The sequence below is a fragment of the Cognatishimia coralii genome, from assembly GCF_037478305.1.
Taxonomy (GTDB): domain Bacteria; phylum Pseudomonadota; class Alphaproteobacteria; order Rhodobacterales; family Rhodobacteraceae; genus Cognatishimia; species Cognatishimia coralii.
On record NZ_JBBGAZ010000006.1, the window covers coordinates 205,256 to 226,014 of the forward strand.

Below are 20,759 nucleotides of genomic sequence, written 5' to 3' on the forward strand. Positions count from 1 at the left end.
TTTGCCGGCTCACCCCAGAGTATTTCAGGCAAGATGAACCCTAGGCGCGCCCGCCGCGGCGGAGTTCTTTGAGGTTGATGCCGCCGATGACATGCGCGGTGCCGAAATAGATCGCCATGCCTGCAAAGACCAATCCCGCAAGCGCCAGATAGCGGATGCCATCCGCTATGAGCGCAGAGCTGAGGGCCTCAGCGAGAGCGAAAATCGCCACGCCCATGATCAGGGACGCCAGCGCGATCCGCCAGAGTTTGGATTTAAACCGCGCATCAAATCGGGTGACTTCTCCGAAGCGACGCGCGCCCAGAGCCAGTTGCAGCACCATGATCCAAGCGGCGGCGGTGGTCGCGACCGCTGGGGCCATCCAGCCGATGTAAGGATGGAGGCCAAAGGCAAGCGCTGCGTTGATGACCATGGCCCAGACTGCATAGCGGAAGGGGGACTTGGTGTCTTCGCGGGCAAAGAACAGTGGTTGCAGGGTTTTTTGCAGCACAAAAGCGGGCAGGCCGAGGCCGTAGATGGCTGTTGCCCAAGCGATGGCTTGGGTGTCTGCTGGCGTCATGGCACCCCGTTCATACATGACCGAGACCAGTGGCAAAGGAATGACCAGAAGCGCAATGGTACTTGGGAGGGTCAAAGCCAACGCGAACTCTGAGGCGCGGGAATAGGCATTGCGCGCGCCCGTGTCGTCTCCTGATTTCAAACGACGCGACAGATCCGGCAGCAGTACGATGCCCACAGCAATGCCAATCACGCCGAGGGGCAGTTGATAGAGGCGGTCTGCCGCGAAAAGCCAGCTCACCGCGCCTTCGGTGCGGGAGGCCACGAGTTGGCCGACGACGAGGTTGATCTGCATGACGCCTGACGCAAGGGCTGCTGGCACAGCGACCTTTACCATCTGAGACATATCCGGTGTCCAGCGCGGCAGGCCGGGGCGGATTCTAATACCGGCGCGGCTGGCAGCGGACCAAACCAGAGCCAATTGCGCAACGCCTGCAATCGGGATCGTCCAGATCAGCCAGGTGATGACCTCTTGGCCCATCGCATAGGCCAGCGCCATCGCGGTGACGGCGAAGATGTTGAGCAACACCGGCGCGGCGGCGGCGACGGCAAAGCGCCCCGTGGCATTCAGAACACCTGAAAACAGCGCGGCTAGCGACATGAAAACGATGTAGGGGAACACGATCCGTCCGTAGCCCACGGTCACGTCAAAACGCGGGTCGCCATAAAACCCTTCGGCTGTGGCCCAGACCAGTGCAGGCATGGAGATCATCGCCAAGGCGGTGAGGCTCAGGACGGCAAAGGCCAGCCCGTTGAAGGCGTCCGTTGCGAATTTGGTTGCGCCTTCGTCCGCCTCATATTTCTTGGAAAACATCGGCACAAAGGCCGCGTTAAACGCGCCTTCGGCAAAGAAACGACGGAACATATTGGGCAGGCGGAAGGCCGCCACAAAAGCGTCCATGCCGCCAGCCGGACCGATCAGGCCAAGGATCAGGATCTCTCGGGCAAAGCCTAAAACGCGGCTCATGAGGGTCCAGAACCCGACGGTCAGAAACCCGCGTATGAGCCGGATCGGCTTCATGCATTGGCCCTTTCAGAACCTTTGTCGATTGCGTCTTTCAGGCGTTTCTCAAGCGTCTTGAGTTTGCTTTCGGTGTGGAACTTCAACCCGAACATGTCTTTGACATAGAAGGTATCCACGACCTGCTCGCCATAGGTCGCGATCACGGCGGAGGCGATATAGATATTGCTATTGGCCAGGGTGCGCGTCAGGTCAAACAAGAGGCCCGGACGGTCGCGGGTGTCGACCTCGATGATGGTGTAGAGTTCTGAGCCGTCATTGTCGAAGGTGATCGTGGTCGGCACCTTAAAGGCACGCTCACGCTTCTTGAGCACATCGCGGGATTTCATCGCCTCGGAGGTGACCACTTCGCCTTTCAGCGTCTTGTGAATCGTGCGCGACAGGCGATCTAGGCGGTTGGCCTCATACGGGTGGCCTTCGGCATCCTGAATCCAGAAAGCGGCCGTCGCGTAGCCGTCCTTGGTTGTATAGGTCCGTGCGTCGACCACATTGGCTCCGACCAGCGCCAAAGCCCCCGCGAGGCGCGAGAAAATTCCGGGGTGGTCTGCAATGGCAAAAAGAACACGCGTCGCATCGCGATCGGTGTCAGGGTGCAGATCAATCCGGATCTCATCATCGCCCAGATCCTGCAAGAGGGTGGCAAAGACAGTTTGCGCTTCCAGCGGCAGACCCTGCCAATAGGCGTCGTAATGGCGTGACGTTTCCTGTTTGACGACCTTGGGATCCCATCCCGCTAATGCCTTGCGCAGTGCCTTGCGCGCTTCAGCGCCGCGGTTCGTCCGGTTGATCGCTTCCATACCGTCTTCCAGCACCGTCCGGGTCAAACCGTAAAGCGAGCGGATCAGCGTGGCTTTCCAGTTGTTCCATGTATTCGGTCCGACGCCGCGAATGTCACAGACGGTCAGAACGGTCAGCAGATCCAACCGCTTGACGCTGCCCACCGCTTTGGCGAAATCACGGATCGTGCGCGGGTCAGAGAGGTCGCGTTTCTGCGCCACATCCGACATCAACAGATGCGAGCGCACCAGCCATTCCACCGTCTCACAGTCGTCTTTGTTCAGACCTAGGCGCGGTGCGACTTTCTTGGCAATCTGTGCACCCAAAATCGAGTGATCGATTTCGCGCCCTTTGCCGATGTCATGCAGCAATAGTGCTACGATCATGACCTTGCGGTTGATACCTTGCCGCAGAATGCTGGAACTCAGTGGAAGCTCTTCTTCCAGCATATCCTGCTCGATTTTAGTGAGCTGCGAGATCACCTGGATCGTGTGCTCGTCCACTGTATAGCTGTGATACATGTTGAACTGCATCATCGCGACAATCGGCTCGAATTCGGGGATGAATGCGGACAAGACACCCAGTTCATTCATCCTTCGCAAAGCGCGTTCAGGGTTGCCGTGTTTAAGCAGCGTATCCAGAAAGATCTTGGCCGCCTGTTTGTCTTTGCGGAAGGCATCGTCGATCAGATTCAGGTTCGCTGTGACCAATCGCATCGCGTCCGGGTGGATCAAAAGGCCAGTTCGCAGCCCCTCTTCGAACAGACGCAATATGTTCAGCTTGTCGGTCAGGAAGGCTTTGTCATTCGCAATCGCAAGACGGTTGTGGATGACTTTATAGCCATCCTTGACCTTGCGTTTGCGTTTGAAAATCCGCTCCATCAAAGCAGGCGCCTTGGCGTGGCGCGCTTCCAGTTTGGTCAGCAAAATGCGGGTTAGATCCCCCACGGCCGTCGCGTGACGGAAGTACTCCTGCATAAAGATTTCGACCGCGCGCCGTCCGGCTTTGTCCTCATAGCCCATGCGCTCGGCGACCATGACCTGCATGTCAAAGCTCAGCTGCTCCATCGGTCGTTTCGCCAAAAGATGCAGATGCGCGCGGGTCGCCCAGAGGAAATTCTCGGCGCGGGCAAAGAGTTCGAATTCCTCTTGCCGGAACAGACCAAGCCCAACCAATTCGCGCACGTCATTCACATGATAGACGTATTTCGCGATCCAAAAGAGCGACTGCAGGTCGCGCAAGCCCCCTTTGCCTTCTTTGACGTTGGGCTCCACCACATAGCGCGCACCCTGTTTAACGTGACGCGCATCGCGTTCTGCCAGCTTTGCTTCGATGAATTGTCGTTCGCTGCCTTTGAACAGGTCAGCTTCCAATTTGGCAGGCAGCTCTTGGCCCAAAGGCGCGAAGCCCGCCAGAAAGCGCTGCTCTAGCAGGGCGGTGCGAATGGTGAAATCCTCGCCGCCAAGGCGCACACAATCTTTGACCGTCCGCGAGCTGTGCCCGACCTTGAGCCGCAAATCCCAGAGCATATAGAGCATCGACTCAATGACGCTCTCAGCCCAGGGCGTGATTTTGTAGGGCGTCAGAAATAGCAGATCGACGTCGGACTGTGGGGCCATTTCGCCACGCCCATAACCACCAACGGCAAACAGAGCGATCTTTTCGCCTTCGGTCGGCGTGGCCAAAGGATGCAGGTAGGTGATCGCCACATGGTGGGTCGTAGTCACCATGCAATCCGTCAGCCAAGTATAGGCGCGTGTCAGCGGGCCGGCATTAAAAGGGCGGGTCTCAAACCCCGCCTCAATGGCAGCCCGTCCGGTTTTCTGCACGTCGCGCAACAGGGAAACCACGCCATTGCGGATCTCTTTCGCGTCTTGCGTTGAGGCACATAAGTCCGCCAAAGCCGCGCCAAGTTTGGCGCGGTCGACGATGAGATCTGGATCGCAGATCAGGTCTTTGGGCGGGTTCGGAAGAAACCCAGCGGATTTAGAAACCTGTTCCGGCGAAACTTCTTGGAGCTGGGTCAAGGATAACAACCTGTTTGTCACGCACAGTGGCCACTGCCAGCCCGCGTTCGTTTGTTCCATCTGCACGCAGACGGAAAATTCCGTTTACACCCTGAAAGCCCGCGCCTTGGGTCAGCGCATCGGTGGTCAGAGCATTGCTGCGTCCCTCTGCCACAAGAGCTCCGATGGCTGCAACACCATCATAGGCCAAACCGCTGATTGCGTGGGGCTTGCCGCCAAATGCATCGGTGTAACGGCTGTTGAACTGGCTGGTGAGCGCAGGATCAGGTAGCGCAAACCATCCCTCTTGTACGCCCTTGAGCGCCAGAGTCTGCGGTGTCGCGTCCCAGCGGGTCAGGCCCATGTACTGGACTTTTTCAGCCGTAATCCCGGCTTCGGGCATGAGTTCCGCGAGGAACGGCAAAGCACCAGAGGCATCGGCGGTCAGGAAAAGCGCGTCGGCTGCGGTGTCTTCGACCAGATCGCGCACTTCGTTTACGGCCTGAATCGCACCCTGTTGCGAGAATTGATAGCTCACTGCACCGGAGTTGACCGCGCCATTTGCGTTGACCGCATTGATAATCGCATCACGCCCGGCTTCGCCCGCGACGTTCTCGGCGTGCACCGTCACATAGCTGTTCTTGCCATTTCGGGTCGCGAACTCGACCAAACGATCTGCTGTGTTCTGGAAAGTCGCACCCAAAACAAAGACGTTGCCGCCTGCAATCGACGGGTTGTTCGAGAAGGACAGTACATTGATACCAGTCCCTGCCATGGCCAGACCCACCGCATTGGTTGGCGCAGAGCGTACCGGCCCCAGAATGATCTTGGCTCCATCTTCGACCGCTTGACGTGCCGCGTTCTGCGCGGTCTGCACATCGCCTGCGGTGTCATAGACGCGCATATCAATCTGCACTCCCTGCAGATCCGCAATCGCCAGACGCGCCGCGTTCTCGAGGCTTTGCGCGAGCGTCGCATCGCCTGCCGCTTCAGAGGTCTTTGGGACCAACAGAGCCACGGGCACAGGCGCCGTGGTATTGATCGAAGGCCCTCCACCCAAGGCAATCGGTTCGCAGGCAGCGATGCCGACGGCAGTTGCAAGCACAAGTGCCCCTTTCACAAAGCGGCGACGAAGCTTAAAAGCGGAACCCATAGAACTATCCTCATTCCTAGCCTAAGCGGGATATGTGGCTTGGTTGCCTGTCCCGCCGGATTGGTTGCCCCCAATGAGGCGAATAATAAACGTGCACGCCGGAGGGTCCAGCGTTGAATTATGAAATCAAACGGTTGACCCCGGGTCTCTACTTTGTGGCGACCCCGATTGGCACCGCCCGAGACATCACCTTGCGTGCCCTGGACGTGCTGGCAAGTGCAGATGTCATCGCCGCCGAGGATACGCGATCTTTGCGCAGATTGCTCGAGATCCATGGGGTGCCCTTAAATGGGCGGCAGGTTCTGGCCTATCACGACCATTCCAGCCCAGGTGCGCGCGCGAAACTTCTCGATTTACTGGCGGCGGGCAAATCGGTGGCCTATGCGAGCGAGGCCGGAACGCCTCTGATCGCAGATCCCGGATATCACCTGTCCAAAGAAGCCGCCGACGCGGGCCATCAGGTGACCACAGCGCCGGGCCCCTCGGCCGTGATCAGCGCGCTCACGCTGGCAGGGCTGCCGACAGATGCGTTCTTCTTTGAGGGTTTCCTGCCAAACAGCAAATCGGCACGCCGCAACAAGCTGGACAGTTTGCGCGAAATTCCGGGCACGCTGGTGTTTTATGAAAGCCCGAAACGATTGGCGGACATGTTGACAGATGCAGCAGACGTTTTGGGCGCGACCAGATCTGCAGCCGTGTGCAGAGAAATCACCAAGAAATTCGAAGAAGTGAAACGGGGACCGCTGGGTGATCTGGTTTCGGATTTGGAAAAATCTTCCGTTAAGGGTGAGATCGTGGTCCTGATCGACCGCGCCTCAAAGCAAGAGCTCGGGCAAGACGATATCGAAGCGGCGGTGCGCAAAGCGCTTGAAACCATGTCGGTTCGCGATGCCGCGGAAACGGTGGCCCAAGCCACCGGTCAAAACAAACGGAAAATTTACGCATTGGCCCTAAACCTAAAGTCATCCGTCTAAACCGACCTCAGGAAACCCAATGTTTATTGACCGACCCAGCCATTTTGCCAATGCAAAGCCCGTTCAACTTGAATTGAATTTTGATGCAGGATCGGATGAAAATCCCGCCTTGCAAAAACGCCAGGTACGTGGCCGGCGCGCCTATTTTGCGGGGCAAGCCGCTGAGGCAACCGTGGATCGTCTCTATCAACAAAGGGGCTATGAAATCCTTGCTCGTCGCTGGCGCGGTGGCGGCGGCGAAATCGACTTGATCTATCGCGACGGCGGCGGTTGCGTCTTTGTCGAAGTGAAACAAAGTTCTGATTTTGATCGCGCGGTTCAGTCATTGCGCCCGGCGCAGATCCGCCGTTTGATGCAAGCGGCCAGCGTGTTTGTGGCGGGTGAACCAAAGGGGCAATTGACGGATATGCGGTTTGACGTGGCTTTGGTGAATGGACGCGGCGAAACAGAAATTCGTGAAAATGCGCTCTGGGCGACCTAGCTGCCATTGCAAGCTTTAGGCCTCTGCGCCATGTAAAGGGCAGTGAATTTGAGGACTGCCCATGAAAATCGCCTTCCAGATGGACCCGATCACCGGCGTTGATATCAACGCCGACAGCTCGTTTCGCCTTGCAGAAGAGGCGCAGGCGCGGGGGCATGAGTTGTTCTTTTATGGGCCCGATCAGCTTGCCTATGAAGAGGGTCTGATAACCGCCAAGGGCCACCGGATGACTGTGCGGCGCGAGCAGGGCAATCACGTGGATCTTGGGCCGTTGGAACATGTTGATCTGGCGAGTTTCGATGTGATCTGGCTGCGTCAGGATCCTCCATTTGACATGCACTACATCACATCGACGCATCTGCTTGATCGTCTGAAAGATGACTTGCTGGTGGTCAATGACCCGTTTTGGGTACGCAACTATCCCGAGAAACTGTTGGTTCTTGATTTCCCGCAATTGACGCCGCCGACCACAATTGCGCGGGATCTGGAGACAATCAAAAGCTTCAAAGCCAAGCATGGCGATGTGATTCTCAAGCCGCTTTATGGCAACGGCGGCGCTGGGGTGTTCCGGCTGGATGCGAACGACCGCAACCTGACGTCTTTGCACGAGCTCTTCACGGGGTTCAGCCGTGAGCCGCTCATTGTACAGAAATTCCTGCCCGACGTAAGCAATGGCGATAAACGCGTGATCCTGGTGGATGGCGAACCCGTGGGGGCGATCAACCGCGTTCCAGCTGCGGGCGAAACGCGCAGCAATATGCACGTTGGTGGCCGCCCCGAAAAAATCGGCCTCACGGACCGCGACCTCGAAATTTGCGCTGCGATTGGCCCTTTGCTGCGTGAAAAAGGGCAGGTCTTTGTCGGGATCGATGTGATTGGCGACTATCTGACCGAAATCAATGTAACGTCGCCAACCGGCATTCAGGAACTCGAGCGTTTTGACGGCGTGAATATTGCCGAGAAGATCTGGCAAGCGATCGAGGCAAAGCTCTAAGTCTTGTTTGGCTTGCGTCTCCGATTACTCGTTTTCGCGAACAATCCGATAGCTTAGGGCCTCAGCAACATGGGGCCCCAACACCTCGGGGCTTTCGTCGAGGTCAGCAATGGTGCGCGAAATACGCAGAATGCGGTGATAGCCGCGCGCCGTGATGTTGAATTTTTCAGCCGCCATCAGCATCAGCTCACGCCCTTCTGCATCAGGTGTTGCGACCTCTTCCAGTTGTTTGCCTTGCAAGTCTGCATTGGTGCGTAGGTCGTCCACACCGGCAAAACGCTTGGATTGAAACGCGAGGGCGCGGGCGACACGTGCGGCAACGGTGGCCGAGGTCTCGCCATCTGCGGGTCGGTCGAGGTCTTGGAATTCCACGGGTGGCACTTCGAGGCGCAGGTCGAGGCGATCCATCAACGGGCCAGAAATGCGGTCGAGGTATTCTTTGCCACAGACCGGTACGCGGGCACAGGCTTGGGCGGGATCATACATGAACCCGCAGCGACAGGGGTTTGCTGCCGCAATAAGGGAAAATTTGCAGGGATAACTCACGTGCGCATTGGCGCGGGACACCAGCACACGCCCTGTTTCAATCGGTTGTCTCAGGGTTTCCAAAACATTCCGCGTGAACTCTGGAAATTCGTCCATAAAGAGCACGCCATTATGCGCGAGGCTGATTTCACCAGGTTGCGCGCGCCGTCCGCCTCCGACAATCGCGGGCATTGAGGCTGTGTGATGCGGTTCGCGAAACGGACGCGTTCGGGAAATGCCGCCTTGATCGAGCAGTCCTGCGATGGAATGGATCATGCTGGTTTCCAGCGCTTCTTCTGGCGTGAGGGGGGGCAGAATGGAGGGCATGCGCGCCGCCAGCATGGATTTGCCAGACCCCGGCGTACCGATCAGCAATATATTAGGTCTAATTAAAGCCACTATTTGCGATCGCTTATTTTATGATAAAAACTAGATATCGAACTGAGTTGGGGAAATTATGAACGAACGTAGAAAAGCAATTTCCTACATCAGGTTGTCCACTGAGGCCCAGCTAAAAGGCCATTCTCTCGCTAGACAGAAAAAACTCGCGGAAGAATATTGTTCTTCCCAAAATCTCGAACTTGTAGAGGAACTTCGTGACGTCGGAGTATCGGGATTTTCCGGCGTGCATCGAGAAAAAGGAAGATTGGGGCTTTTCTTCGAAAGTTTGAGAAGCAATTCCTTAGATCACAAAGCAGTTTTGTTAGTGGAAAACCTAGACCGACTCTCTCGACAAGATCCACTGACGGCTATGTTGCAGTTCGCTGAGATCCTAAAGTATGGGATCGAGATTCATACTTTATTTGACGGTCAGATTTACACGAAAGACAAAGTTAGCTCGGACATGGGGCTACTCATGCTTTCTGTGGGTCAGATGATGCGAGCTTACGACGAGTCAAAAACGAAATCGAGAAGGCTGAGTGCGGCGTGGGAAAAGAAGAGAAATGACAGATCAAGAATTCTTACGTCAAAATCTCCAAGTTGGATTAAACCGACTCGAAATAGCGAGGGTGTTGTTTCAAGTTTCACTTTGATAGAGGCTCAAGCGAACGTTGTAAGATCGATTTTCGAACTGACAATTGAGCGAAATATGGGTTCTTATGCGATTACCAGACATCTGAACAGTAACCCAGGACGCTACCCAAAGAGTGACAAAGAATTGCGCAGTGGGTCTAATGAATGGAGCGAGTCATTTGTAAAGAAAGTTTTGAAGTCTCCTACAGTATTTGGCCAGTTTCAACCAATGAAAATGGTGGATGGACTACGAATCCCGGCCTGCGACCCCATCAACGATTACTACCCTGCAGTCATTTCAGAAGCAGACTTTAAACTTGCCCAAGAACGAATTCATCAAAGAACAATAAACGGCCGAGGTCGAAAAGGTAAGAGATTTCCAAACCTATTCACTGGATTACTCAAATGTTCTAAGTGCAAATCTTCGTTACGATACAGAGATCGCGGAACTGGTCCCAAAGCTACCGTAACACTTCAATGCTCAGCAGCTCTACAGAACAGAAAAAAATGCAATGCCAAAGCAGTTAAGTACCAAGCCTTTGAAGATCTATTCTTTTCTGTAATTTCAGACCTAAGTTTGACAGCTTCTTTGGAAAGCCAAACAGCCAAGGATCATGTCCGAAAACTGGAATTGAAGGTTGTCGACGAAAAAAGCGATCTTAAGCGACTGACAACTAAGCTAGACTTGCTTACCGACGAACTACTCGACCCTGGCCTTTCAAACAGCATCAAGACACGATTGAGAGACAGACTAAACCAATTAGACAAGCAGATTGGTCAAGCCGAAAACGCTGTAGAGGCAGCACAAGCCGAGCTGGAGAAATTTAACTACCAGTCCAATTCACAGATAAGCTCAGACCTAAAAACCAAATCTACCGAGCGAGCAGATTTAGATCGAGGATCACAAGAAGCTGCGGATTTTCGTCGAGACATGAACCATACACTAAAAAAAATTATCGATGTGATTTACGTCGACAATTCCCCTTCATTTCACATAGAAGACATCCGCGAAGAATTGTATTCCGAAGATGACCTTTCCGATGATTTCTTAGACTGGTTTAAGGCAAACAAAAATGAGCGGTGGAAGTATCAATCAGCAATTGAATTTGTTGCGTCAGAATACGGGTTTCAAAAGCACCAAGAGTTCATGCTTAAGTTCTACATTCACTTTAAGAACCTTGAATTGAGGGGAGTTCTACATGACGGTTTGTTCTTCAGAATTGACCGAGAAACCGGAAAAGATCTCCATCGCAGTATAGGTGTGAATTAATTTTAGCTTTGAAACTAAGCCAAAGCAGTACGTAACAAGGTCAAATAATATCTACTAACTTTTGTCGAGCCTTCTCGGAGTATTCGATATACCGCTCGGTAGTTTGCAAAGATGAATGACCAGCTAGGTACTGGACATCCCTAAGCGAACCATTGACCATTGCGATCTTTCTTGCGGCGTTTGTGATGAATGTCCGCCTTCCGCTGTGAGAGGAGCAACCGACCAACCCGAGGTCGTTATACCATTTGCTAAACAAGTTTACGATTACTTGAGGCGAAGTTCCATTCGAACGCTCTGTACGGATGACGAAACTATTTGATGTCTCACTTGATACATAGTCGGCATCAACGAATAGCTCTGCTAGTTTCGCCTTAAGTATTCTGTTTATTGGAATTTTTCGACCAGAGATGCCTTTGGAAGCAACATTGACAAGCCCAATCTCGTTTGAGAGAGAACCGTCTGAGTTCATAACCATTTCCCACTTGAGGTTGGCGATTTCCTTAGCTCGCAAACCAGCTTTAACCGACAGCAGAAACACGACTTGGTTTCGGAGTGCGTTTCGCCCGTTCCCCAGATACTCAAGTACAAATTTTATCTGCTTCTGGTTTAAGGTTTTAGCTTGCTTAGAAAGAGCCATCGAAAACTCATTATGATTGTTTCAAATGGATTTTAAAATAATCTGATTCTCCAGTACACAACTCAAGATCAGTAAAATATAGTTATTTTACAACAGTTTATACAAACTGATTATATAATGACAATTCTATAACAAGTAGAATTTAGAAACGTTTGATTTCTTTTGAATGCTCTCGCTTAGCAGACCCAGTTTGACCGTAAGTACTTTGTCGAAATAGGTTCATATTTTGCAGTGGCTTCAGAATTGTGTCGCCGGAAACAAAATGCGTTTTAGCAGCCGCTCGAAAGTTTATAAGAGGGTCAGTGACTATAAGCTGCTGAACCCAGAAGACCCAACGGATGATAGGTAGGTACCAAATGGCTGAACACTCGATAGTCTCGGACCCAACAATTTTCCAGCTTATTGTTGTTGGCGCCGTGGGTGGTGGCGTGGCCGCTGTTTCCGCAACGGCTGTCACTTGGATTAGTAGATTTGCAATGGACCGCTATTTGATGGGCAAGATCTACAATTGGCTAAAAGCCAATTGCTCTGAAAAGCAAAATAGCAATAATCGTTATAGATCCACCCGAGCCATCGCGAGCTGGAACAACCTCACAGAAGATCAGGTCCGTGATCTTTGCTCTCGATACGGGAAAATACACCTTTCAACTGGTTCACGCGAAGATATGTGGGGAGTGCATGAAAGAGCGCCTCTCAATCCGAATAGACTCTACTGAGTCCACCTAAGGAGCAAGGGGGCGGCAATGCGAAAAAGTGGGATTTCGCCAACACATTATTTCTATTCACGAGGCTGTAGCCATTCCGCCACAAGGACAAGCATAGTTTCCAGTTCTAGCGGCCCGCAGGCACCTTTGAGTTTTGACCCTTCTTTCGAAACGACTAACCATCGAGTTTTGTGTTCATAGTTGATCTTACTTTCAGTGAAGTCCTGATCTTCCTGATGCGTTTCATCCAGATCGACTGTGATGGTCCATCCGGGGTTGTCTAATGTTTCTAGCTTGAAACCGTAAGTATGCTCCCAGTCTCCATCGCAGTTTGACACGTACCAATTTTGCAGTTTGATAAGTGGAAGGTCGATGTTCATTTCCTTAAATTTCATTTGGTCTCGCAACTTGTACTTCAATTATGGGTTAAATAAGACACCCGACTGTTCAGCGAGTTTTGACAAAAAATACATAAAAGGAGCAAGATATTGGTTTTTTTTACGCCCGTTGATTTGAGGTGATCGTCGATGAACTCTAAGAAACTAATCGGAAAAATTGTGGAGTTAAGGCTCCCCGAGTACTTTGTTTATGGCATTTGCACTCACGATCAAAAGGAAATGGGGCAGATTGTCTTCATGTTTGACCAGAAGTTTCACACTAGACTAACTGCGATGCAGGAATTACTTGATCTTCGAAAATACAAAACTCATTTCCGGCTTCCTTTAAAGTACATCTTGAATGAACCAGAGATTAACATAGTCGCGGAAAGGGAACTGACGGAACTTGAGGCGATCCTCCCAACCTTTCGACAGGCAGGAATAAAGGGAATTGACGACCCGGAGGAAGGTTGGTGGTTAGTCAAAGGACAACAATCGATTTGGATTAGTAGTCTAAAAAAAGAAATGGCTTCATTCCCACCAGACGGCTTTCCTAGCTTAAGCGTTATCACGGATTGGTATGATCAAAACATTTATCCTCATTCTCCAAGCGAACTCAAAAAGGGACCATTAGACTTCAAAATTGTACTCCATTGACCATGTTAGTTTCTGTAGTTCAAAGGATAGAAAACCGAGTTTGAATTGATGTACTTTTGTTGTTCCTTTGAAAGTCCAATTAAGGAGCAAAATCTCAATGACCGCAATTGATCTTCAAGAGATTGCCTCAAAGGTGGAAGACTTCCCTGCTTTCCTAGCTTTCTTGGAGGCCATGCGCAAAGATTGGGCAAATACATTCGCTTCGGCGGGCTTACAGAATCCCAATACCTATGGAGCGGATTGCGGCTGGGAAAACACAACAATAGATTCTTTCCTTGAAGCTGCTGTGGCTGGCGCGCGAGACAACAGGCTTGGTGATCCTGACGGAACGCACTACGGCTCCAATCCTTGGAAGCTTGCTACCGAAGTCCTCTTGCTCGGAAAATTATACGAATAAAATCCATCTAAGGTGCGCGTTTTGGGTGATCGAATAATTGGTTCTATATTCTACTTATTGGGAATTGGCATCATTCTCTGCACTGGATACCTTGCTCTCGCCGTAGTCACCTACGCTCATATGATTGGCTTGGAAAACACTAGCGCACTCCCGATTTTCTTCCCGGGTTTACTATTTGGCGTCGTCATTGAAGAGTTTGGGCGGAGGCGACTGCCCGCCCGTAGCGTTTACATAATCATTGCAGGAGTAGCTGCGTTGGTTTCGGCAGCGATGTTGATTTGGTTTTACCCTTAAGCATATGAGTCCATAAAAGGAGCAATCATGCCAAACTCACGAATCCATTATTGGGCGCGCAGTTGTTCAGTGTAATCGGGTTGATTTTATGTTCCGATCTTCAGAAGAGACACAATATCAAATAATTGACCACGAACACGTTTCAGGGAAGGTTTTTATCCTTCAGTCATCATGGCAACAAAAGTTTGCTGTTATGATGCGACAACAACGTATATCGGCTTTGCGTGTTCCATCGCCCGGTTTTGGGTGCAAAGCGCAGCCGTTAGATTTCATCGTGGACTTACAGTTTCTCAAGAGCGTGGAAGTGTACCACGACGGGATTGAAGACATTTCTCCGTTGGCCGAGCTTAGCAACGTAGAAATCCTCGGTTTGCAAGTAAGCAACACCAGAGGATTGTCGAACTGGCGTCCGCCTCTCCGAGTATTGATGGCTCGTTGGAGCAAACACATAGCTCCAATGCTTTCCATAGATACCTTGGAATACGTCAACATACAAAATTATCCATTTGAAAACCTGCGGCACTTTCGGACGCCGCGCCTACGCCGATTGGCCTTAACTTCTAGAAGGCTTCAAACGCTAGCAGGTGTTCATAACCTTCAGAAACTCGAGGAAGTAAATTTCTATAACTGCCCAAGCCTTGGATCGGTTACTGAACTCGATGAATTAAAAACAATGAGAACTCTGAAGGTGGCAGCATGTCGTCAGATATCTTCAAAACCCATTGAAAAACACTTTCCGGCGTGACGGTTCATGAAGCAAACAGAGGCTATCAGCTTTGAGTACAAAGGTTAAATTAATCCATCAAAGGAGCAGCGAGAAAGCTTGAAATGTATATCGAAGAACCCTTCAAAAGGACTGTCGAGCAACTACTAGACTTTTGGTATTTTTCAGCGTCGACAAGCAACTCAAAGTCACTGGAGCTATGCGATGCCGTGGCGCGATTGGTCTTGGGCCAGTTTGAAGACCTCGACATGACCCCGAGAGAGCTCGGCTTTGCTGTCGCAAAAAATCGAGCATGTGTGGAGTCTGAATTACTCAGCGCAGCGATTATAGGAGCCTACAAAAAAGCAGCTTTCTTGGTATTGCAAGAATTTCATTGCATGCACGAGCCAGCTTTGGACCCGGATTTCGTGTCATTTTCTTTTGAGAGGGCCGATACCGTCGTTCAGAGCCTGTTGACCAAGCTTGATCTTAAGGAAGCCCTGATTGCCAAACATTATCAGGATGGCGAGTACATGTTTCAGATGTCCAAAGAGTTTGGTCACGCGAAAGATTTCTCCTTAAACATGTCGTTATACGGAAGAAACTGTGCGAACCCTACACTTCTCGGTACAATCGTAATTGCAGATAGCGCGGGAGAAGCAGCCAGCTTTAGTCTAGGGAAAATTTTGGGTATTGGCTTGTGGAAACCATGCAAAAACAACCAAACCGCGACTGACAACGAGCTAGTAGATAGCTTCTACGAACCAATGTTTCTTTTCGAAAAGCTATACGGTTTTCTAGAAAACGCTGAACCTCAATTTTAGGCGTTATGCCAACTCCCATAGAGTTTTGGAAAAAGTCCATAAAAGGAGTAATGACCTTGCAGATACTGCATTCAATCTGGGCAATATCTCCGGTTAAAGCGCTGGTTGTTTGGATTGTCTCTATTCCTCTGATGGTGTTGTCGACTCAACTGTCAGAGGGACTGTTTCTCTGGGCATTCTTTCTTTCAGGTTCGGCGTGGGGCTGTTCAGGTATTGTTTTATTTTGGCACTTGGTTCGCGCGATCTTTAGGCTCGCAACAAAACTGACGAAAAGTCCATAAAAGGAGCAAGTTTTGAGAGCCGACGACTTCTTAAAGATACTGGAAAATGACCATGAATATCAGTCTTTGATGGCTAAAAAGAATGCTCGTTTCGAGGAAAGTCTAGTAGAAACTAGAAAGGCCGAAAAAAAAGTCATTCGTGACCTCGAAAAGTTAGGGATATTTGTGAAGTCAGTTGGCGAATTGATGAATTTGCCCTGTAGCTACTATGAAAATGGTTTCCCTCTGATTGCGGATCACTACTTCGATACCGCGAATGCACGAAGTAAGGACTCTTCATTGAGAGCACTAATGTGCCCTTGTGTGCCAATCGACATTTTGCAACGACTTGAGGCGCATCTAAAAGAGAATTCAAACGACAGGAGAGTATTGGAAATTCACTTTGTTTTGGAGGAAAACAACTTCAAAACTCGACCCAGCCTAAAAATGAGACTCGCGAAAGATCGTCTAAAAGCATTTCTTAATCGGATTCCATTTGTGAGATTATAGCTGTCCATCAAAGGAGTCATTGATTTGAGAATAGTCGTGTATCATAAAGACCCCGGCCCACCCAACGGTTGGAAGTACAGGCTTCTGGCTTGGTATCAATATGATTTACCCAAGCTCGTGGTCGCATTCGGGTTTATCTCATTCGGAATCCTTGTTGCGGGTCTCGCTTTGGATTTTTCGCATTCGACTCCTGAACTAGACTTTACATGGTTTCAACGCTCCGGCGCAGTTGTGGTCGGATGGAGCCTTTTCATTGGTATTCTGGAGCGGTCTACGGCTACGCATCGTTCTGAACTGAAAGGCATACCTCAAACGCCCGAATTAGACTTGCGCCCGTTAATTGCCGAAAAGAGATCGCAGGCTTTCCGGTTGTCGATCGTGGAAGCGGCGTCATTGCTCTTCGGAACTCTAGTTTGGGCTTTTGGTGACATGATAACGAACCGCTTTTTCCACTGTGGTGAGTGGCTGTGTGGCTAGGAGTCGGGAGACTACCAGTATGAGTTTGTCCAACTAAGGAGTATTGAGGATTTCAAAATGCTCAAATTTAGAGTTTTTTTCATATTTTTTCTGGCTTTTCCCAACCTTACGCTCGCAAACGACAGCAAGCCGAAAGCTCCTGACCTGATCGAGTGCCTCAAGGTCATTGAGCCACTAGAATCTCGGTACAGAGGTTGGATGCAGCAGTCTTGCGTTGGAACAGCTGGAGACATTTGCGTAGGCGATCTTTCAGGCGATTGCTTGTCTGAGTTGAGCAGTTCGATGCGTACATTTTACGGCCAACTATTTCCAAAGCTTCCTGCCAGTATCGAGCCAGATACCTTTGGGAAGAGAAGCTATGAAAAAGCCCTAAGAAGGATTGCGAGTAGTTTTCGCGATGTCTCACAATGCACGGAATTGAAGGGGCGCGAACTTCAAATCTGCGAATACCTTGAGTTAGCCGGTGCCACCGTCGATCTTATTTACCGGGCTAGGCAAGCTGAGGTTTCATTGCCTTGAACAAACGTCCAACTAAGGAGCAAGGCTTGTTGAAAGTGTTTATCTTTAGAGTAGCTGTCTTCCTTGCGTTTTGGAGTGCCCCGTTTTGGATTGGGTACGCGCCAGAACCAACGCCACAGGTCTTGCTAATTTGGGGGGCGTTCTGTGTATCGGGTGTGTTCTACGAGATAAAGCGCTATCTTTGGCGACGAAAATTCTCAGGGAAGTCTTCGGACTCGTCCAACTAAGGAGCAAAGCCGGTCAGGTAGCCGTATTGGTTTCGGCAGCGAGTTTGAATTTACATCCTCTCAATTGCAGCAAAGTAAAGATATCTTGAAGACTCTGTGTGCCGAAAATGTGTGTAATGTCTGAAATTATTGAACTTCTGGAGTTGCGGAAACTTCCCGATTTCTTGCAGGCAAGCGGTGGGGTATCCGCAGTATTACAAGAGCGTTTGGGATTAAAGCGAAGGTGGGTTTCTGTAAACGCTCCAATGAACTCAAAGTACTTTGGCGAGCTTGTTGAGTTTGCAACCCCAGTGCCGGGCGAGATTGTGTTGGAGCTGTTAAAGTTGACAAACGGCGCTAGGGTAGCAAGCAACAAGTTTGTCACTTACGGTGTTTTGGACGAAAAGGGTGGCGCAGACTTCGTAAGTACTCCTTTGGATATCAATGTTCCCAACGTTTACGAACGGCCCATTTCCCTAGATCAATCTGCTTTAATTATTGGTGGTGGAGTTAACAATCACGAAAGTGTCCTCTCCACGCAAGAAGTTGTTCACTACATGGACGAACAGGGAACGACTCACGTTTGCAGCATTGAAGACTGCAAAACAGATTTAGCAAGTTACACGTCGGTGACCGATTGGCTAGTTGAAGAATTTGACCTAGCAATTAGAAAACACCTAATACCCGATCACTAGGTCTGCAATAAACTTTGAGTGATACTCAAAGAACGAACATCAATTGTTGCATCCGTTTATTGGGTGCGGTGTGTACAACAGGCAAGTCCATCAAAGGAGCAACTTGTTGATTTCTAATTGGTCATCATGGGAGATTGTTCCCCGTGAACATCAAGCAGGCTTGCTTTCGCAACTTCGCAAAGAGTTAGGTGCTGAACACAGCCTCTTTCGCAAAGGGTCCGAGGTCCAAATATATGCAAGAGATACTGCATCCGACGACGTTTTGGTAATCAAAAATAACAATTTGGGATGGGTTGTTCATCTGACATGGTCGGATTGTGGCGATGACCCTGACAACTTCACGGCAGCTGAGCTGGTTCCAGAATTGGAACTAGCTTTTTTGACAGAAAAACTGTCCATCTAAGGAGCAACAATTTGGCCTGGAAGCGCGAGAAAATTCGCCAAAATGTCGTTATAATTCTTCTCGCTTATCTTTGTTGGTATTTAGCCAAGTATCCTTTTTATAGCGAGGAGGCTTGGGGCCGCTGGGGTGGCTTTCTCGAAATAGGGGTTTTCGTAATTCTCCCTATCTTAGCTCTAATGGAGCTGATCCAGTGGCTTTGGGGTAAGCTCAAGAGAAAGAAAAACGAGTCCAACTAAGGAGAGGCGACGTGGCAAGTAAGCGAGATAGAATTCGAATGTATATTGCGCTTACGGCCATCGTATACGGCGGTTGGTATCTATATAAGCACCCATATTTTCACAGCGAGGAAAGTTGGGCGCGTTGGGAGTTTTATATCGAAGCGTTCGCATTTTATGTCATCCCCGGCGCTGCACTGATCGAGTTAGTCCAGTGGCTTTGGGGTAAACTCAAGTGCAAGAAAAACGAGTCCAAGTAAGGAGAGATCTTTGAAATTTAAAGTACTTGCTTTGTTTTCGTTATACTTATGCACGGCGTGTAGCGTGTCGGTTAAGCCAAACATTGATGCTGAAGAAGTAATGCCACTTTTAAATTCCGGCGAGGTGAAGACTTTAGGAGTTGGTCACGATGGGTTGCTTCATATTGAAACCGTCCAGGGGAGCTTTTTTCATGTTGATCCTATTTTGGTGGGGTATCCGGAGGAGCTTCTACACGCGTGCACTCAGTGCGATCATGTAAGGACATGGATCGAATAGAGTCCATTAAAGATGGAAAATTAGTGGCTTTTCGATTAGTAAATTCCATTCCTGCCTTCGGTTTAGTCGTATTTTCCGCGTGTACGCCTGTTGCACTCCCTGAGATTAACGAGGCGCAACTGATTATGCTGCTAAAAGAGGGTAAGGTCACCGATATTGGCACGCCTCCACGACGTTGGCCGTATTGGGAAAAAGGTTTCAGTGTCGTGCTTACAAAAGAAGGCGAGGCGTATGCTTACTACGGTGAAGCTTTGTCATTGGAAATTCTGGAAAACCCGTGTGAAGGTTGCCCGCCAATTGGCGTCTTACATATAGATTAGAGTCCAACTAAGGAGCTGAAGAGCCTACATCGGTCTTCTGCGAAGAATACAGAAAGGTTGGGTGCACTTTGCTTTTCAAAGCATCCTTAAATCAGAGCAAAAAACAGCTGATGATAGTGGACTCGGAACAGGCGCATTTCGATGACGCAAATCAAGTGGTTGTTAAAATTGGTACGGCGTTCACACGGAGCGGTGGGGCAAAAAAGCTAGGAAGAGTCGTAGAAATCCCTCCAGGTGGTTTTGCAGTTTCTGATGATGACGACACAAGGAATGCGCTCGAGCGTTTGACAGGGATAAAACTGCAAGCCATTTTTGTCCAGAATGTGCCCTATTTAGCTTGCTTGTTTTCTTTGAGCGAAGTCGAACCCGACTACGAGGGTTCAACCTCTTATGTTGATGGAACCTCCGTATCGGGCTTTGCAAAGAAAAAGGGTATTTTCATTGAAGAGAAGCAAGTTTCTGTGGACTGTTTTGTGCCCAAGAACACAGGATATCGGATAGTCAATCAACGCGCTCGAACCGTTCTAGAGAGCACATTTCCAAACTGGTTTGAGTTCACCGAGCTTTCTGAAGTAGTTTATTATGTTTAACTCGCAAGTTGCTGGCGCTAATTACGTTCACCAGTGCCAGCCTTTCGAATGAAATGTCCAACAAAGGAGATTGATGTGTTTTTTATAAGGCTGGGAAAGGCTGCTGCTTGGTTTCTTCTGATTATGGCGTTGATCCCTTTGGGCTTTGGTTTTTTTGGTGCTTTCTTCGTTGAAGACACCGTTGCTTACGCTCACCGGTACTTCGGGGCTTCTGACACTGGAGAAATGATCGACGAGGGATTTAGATGGCTTGGGATTTCGATTGGTTTCGGTATCGCCGCCGAGATCGGGCGGGCTGTCGTTGCGCCCGATGAATACGAGGAAGAGTCCAGCTAAGGAGTGGTTAGACAACCTTATGACAATCAAGACCAATTAATCGTCCATTTTTTCGAGTATCCGTGGACCCCCTCCGTGGGTCGACGTGTCAACATAGGTCAATCGCCACTTGGAGCCATCCTTGCCGTTTCTAAGTATTATTGCCCAGCCATCATCCTCATAACTTTCTGTTTCAAGGCAATCACTTAGCATCTCCTCGATTTGCTCTTCGGTTTCATCTCGCTGTATTGAGCCGTCCACAGTTCTCCAAGAGCCAATTAATTTCACAATACTGTCCTCTCTAACATTCGAGGTGGTCAACCAAACTTCCTTCAATCTCGTGTTC

Annotated in this window: 24 protein-coding genes and 1 pseudogene; 18 read left to right on the plus strand and 7 right to left on the minus strand. The window is 50.2% G+C overall.

The window, feature by feature from the left end; genetic code table 11:
• Positions 1-40: 40 nt before the first annotated feature.
• Genes murJ through WG622_RS12625 form a run of 3 tightly spaced genes read right to left on the minus strand, consistent with a single transcriptional unit; the run spans position 41 to position 5,515 of the window.
• Positions 41-1,579, minus strand: a complete 1,539-nt coding sequence (gene murJ, locus WG622_RS12615; RefSeq protein WP_339403914.1) for a murein biosynthesis integral membrane protein MurJ — start codon at positions 1,577-1,579, stop codon at positions 41-43.
• Positions 1,576-4,383 (minus strand): [protein-PII] uridylyltransferase, encoded by a 2,808-nt coding sequence (locus WG622_RS12620; RefSeq protein WP_339403915.1) that lies wholly within the window; start codon positions 4,381-4,383, stop codon positions 1,576-1,578. Before WG622_RS12620 ends, murJ begins: the two co-directional genes overlap by 4 nt.
• A complete protein-coding gene (locus WG622_RS12625; protein ID WP_339403916.1) occupies positions 4,343-5,515 on the minus strand; it encodes a penicillin-binding protein activator in 1,173 nt (390 codons plus the stop codon). Before WG622_RS12625 ends, WG622_RS12620 begins: the two co-directional genes overlap by 41 nt.
• A gap of 113 nt (positions 5,516-5,628) precedes the next feature.
• Here WG622_RS12625 and rsmI point away from each other — a divergent pair, with 113 nt between their 5' ends.
• The 3 genes from rsmI (at position 5,629) to gshB (ending at position 7,964) form a co-directional block, all read left to right on the plus strand.
• Positions 5,629-6,489 (plus strand): 16S rRNA (cytidine(1402)-2'-O)-methyltransferase, encoded by an 861-nt coding sequence (rsmI, locus tag WG622_RS12630; protein WP_339403917.1) that lies wholly within the window; start codon positions 5,629-5,631, stop codon positions 6,487-6,489.
• A gap of 19 nt (positions 6,490-6,508) precedes the next feature.
• A complete protein-coding gene (locus WG622_RS12635) occupies positions 6,509-6,970 on the plus strand; it encodes a YraN family protein (RefSeq protein ID WP_339403918.1) in 462 nt (153 codons plus the stop codon).
• A gap of 61 nt (positions 6,971-7,031) precedes the next feature.
• Positions 7,032-7,964 carry a glutathione synthase gene (gene gshB / locus WG622_RS12640; protein ID WP_339403919.1) on the plus strand — a complete coding sequence of 311 codons (933 nt, stop codon included), beginning with the start codon at positions 7,032-7,034 and terminating at the stop codon, positions 7,962-7,964.
• Between the two features lie 24 nt (positions 7,965-7,988).
• On the opposite strand, the pseudogene WG622_RS12645 reads toward gshB, so the two are convergent.
• Positions 7,989-8,894, minus strand: a pseudogene (locus tag WG622_RS12645) (YifB family Mg chelatase-like AAA ATPase); the annotation flags it as partial.
• 52 nt (positions 8,895-8,946) lie between these two features.
• Here WG622_RS12645 and WG622_RS12650 point away from each other — a divergent pair.
• The gene (locus WG622_RS12650) at positions 8,947-10,773 is read left to right on the plus strand and encodes a recombinase family protein (RefSeq protein ID WP_339403920.1); all 1,827 of its coding nucleotides are present in this window, start codon (positions 8,947-8,949) and stop codon (positions 10,771-10,773) included.
• 40 nt (positions 10,774-10,813) lie between these two features.
• Here the strand turns inward: WG622_RS12650 and WG622_RS12655 are convergent, their stop codons facing one another.
• Positions 10,814-11,410: a tyrosine-type recombinase/integrase gene (locus WG622_RS12655; RefSeq protein WP_339403921.1), complete on the minus strand. Its 597-nt coding sequence runs from the start codon at positions 11,408-11,410 to the stop codon at positions 10,814-10,816.
• A 356-nt stretch (positions 11,411-11,766) separates the two neighbouring features.
• On the opposite strand from WG622_RS12655, the gene WG622_RS12660 reads away from it, so the two are divergent.
• Entirely contained in the window at positions 11,767-12,126 is a 360-nt protein-coding gene (locus WG622_RS12660; RefSeq protein ID WP_339403922.1) for a hypothetical protein, read from the plus strand.
• Between the two features lie 62 nt (positions 12,127-12,188).
• Here WG622_RS12660 and WG622_RS12665 read toward each other — a convergent pair whose 3' ends face one another.
• The gene (locus WG622_RS12665) at positions 12,189-12,509 is read right to left on the minus strand and encodes an Imm53 family immunity protein (RefSeq protein ID WP_339403923.1); all 321 of its coding nucleotides are present in this window, start codon (positions 12,507-12,509) and stop codon (positions 12,189-12,191) included.
• Positions 12,510-12,641: 132 nt separating this feature from the next.
• Here WG622_RS12665 and WG622_RS12670 point away from each other — a divergent pair, with 132 nt between their 5' ends.
• From WG622_RS12670 to WG622_RS12730, 13 genes are all read left to right on the plus strand, one after another.
• Positions 12,642-13,148, plus strand: a complete 507-nt coding sequence (locus WG622_RS12670) for a hypothetical protein (RefSeq protein WP_339403924.1) — start codon at positions 12,642-12,644, stop codon at positions 13,146-13,148.
• A 97-nt stretch (positions 13,149-13,245) separates the two neighbouring features.
• On the plus strand, positions 13,246-13,545 hold the full coding sequence (locus WG622_RS12675; RefSeq protein WP_339403925.1) for a hypothetical protein: 300 nt from the start codon (positions 13,246-13,248) through the stop codon (positions 13,543-13,545).
• Positions 13,546-13,927: 382 nt separating this feature from the next.
• A complete protein-coding gene (locus WG622_RS12680; protein WP_339403926.1) occupies positions 13,928-14,584 on the plus strand; it encodes a leucine-rich repeat domain-containing protein in 657 nt (218 codons plus the stop codon).
• 83 nt (positions 14,585-14,667) lie between these two features.
• Complete coding sequence (locus WG622_RS12685; protein WP_339403927.1) at positions 14,668-15,366, plus strand: hypothetical protein; 699 nt, start codon at positions 14,668-14,670, stop codon at positions 15,364-15,366.
• 293 nt (positions 15,367-15,659) lie between these two features.
• Positions 15,660-16,136, plus strand: coding sequence for a hypothetical protein (locus WG622_RS12690; RefSeq protein ID WP_339403928.1), 477 nt, complete (start codon positions 15,660-15,662; stop codon positions 16,134-16,136).
• 36 nt (positions 16,137-16,172) lie between these two features.
• Positions 16,173-16,613 (plus strand): hypothetical protein, encoded by a 441-nt coding sequence (locus WG622_RS12695; RefSeq protein ID WP_339403929.1) that lies wholly within the window; start codon positions 16,173-16,175, stop codon positions 16,611-16,613.
• 57 nt (positions 16,614-16,670) lie between these two features.
• Positions 16,671-17,132 carry a hypothetical protein gene (locus WG622_RS12700; protein WP_339403930.1) on the plus strand — a complete coding sequence of 154 codons (462 nt, stop codon included), beginning with the start codon at positions 16,671-16,673 and terminating at the stop codon, positions 17,130-17,132.
• A gap of 343 nt (positions 17,133-17,475) precedes the next feature.
• Positions 17,476-18,033: a hypothetical protein gene (locus tag WG622_RS12705; RefSeq protein WP_339403931.1), complete on the plus strand. Its 558-nt coding sequence runs from the start codon at positions 17,476-17,478 to the stop codon at positions 18,031-18,033.
• 106 nt (positions 18,034-18,139) lie between these two features.
• The gene (locus tag WG622_RS12710; RefSeq protein WP_339403932.1) at positions 18,140-18,436 is read left to right on the plus strand and encodes a hypothetical protein; all 297 of its coding nucleotides are present in this window, start codon (positions 18,140-18,142) and stop codon (positions 18,434-18,436) included.
• An 11-nt stretch (positions 18,437-18,447) separates the two neighbouring features.
• The gene (locus WG622_RS12715) at positions 18,448-18,672 is read left to right on the plus strand and encodes a hypothetical protein (RefSeq protein WP_339403933.1); all 225 of its coding nucleotides are present in this window, start codon (positions 18,448-18,450) and stop codon (positions 18,670-18,672) included.
• Positions 18,673-19,175: 503 nt separating this feature from the next.
• Positions 19,176-19,508 carry a hypothetical protein gene (locus WG622_RS12720; protein WP_339403934.1) on the plus strand — a complete coding sequence of 111 codons (333 nt, stop codon included), beginning with the start codon at positions 19,176-19,178 and terminating at the stop codon, positions 19,506-19,508.
• A gap of 68 nt (positions 19,509-19,576) precedes the next feature.
• Positions 19,577-20,098 carry a hypothetical protein gene (locus WG622_RS12725; RefSeq protein WP_339403935.1) on the plus strand — a complete coding sequence of 174 codons (522 nt, stop codon included), beginning with the start codon at positions 19,577-19,579 and terminating at the stop codon, positions 20,096-20,098.
• Positions 20,099-20,146: 48 nt separating this feature from the next.
• Positions 20,147-20,434, plus strand: coding sequence for a hypothetical protein (locus WG622_RS12730; protein ID WP_339403936.1), 288 nt, complete (start codon positions 20,147-20,149; stop codon positions 20,432-20,434).
• Between the two features lie 36 nt (positions 20,435-20,470).
• Here the strand turns inward: WG622_RS12730 and WG622_RS12735 are convergent, their stop codons facing one another.
• A complete protein-coding gene (locus WG622_RS12735) occupies positions 20,471-20,734 on the minus strand; it encodes an Imm27 family immunity protein (protein WP_339403937.1) in 264 nt (87 codons plus the stop codon).
• Between the last annotated feature and the right edge of the window lie 25 nt (positions 20,735-20,759).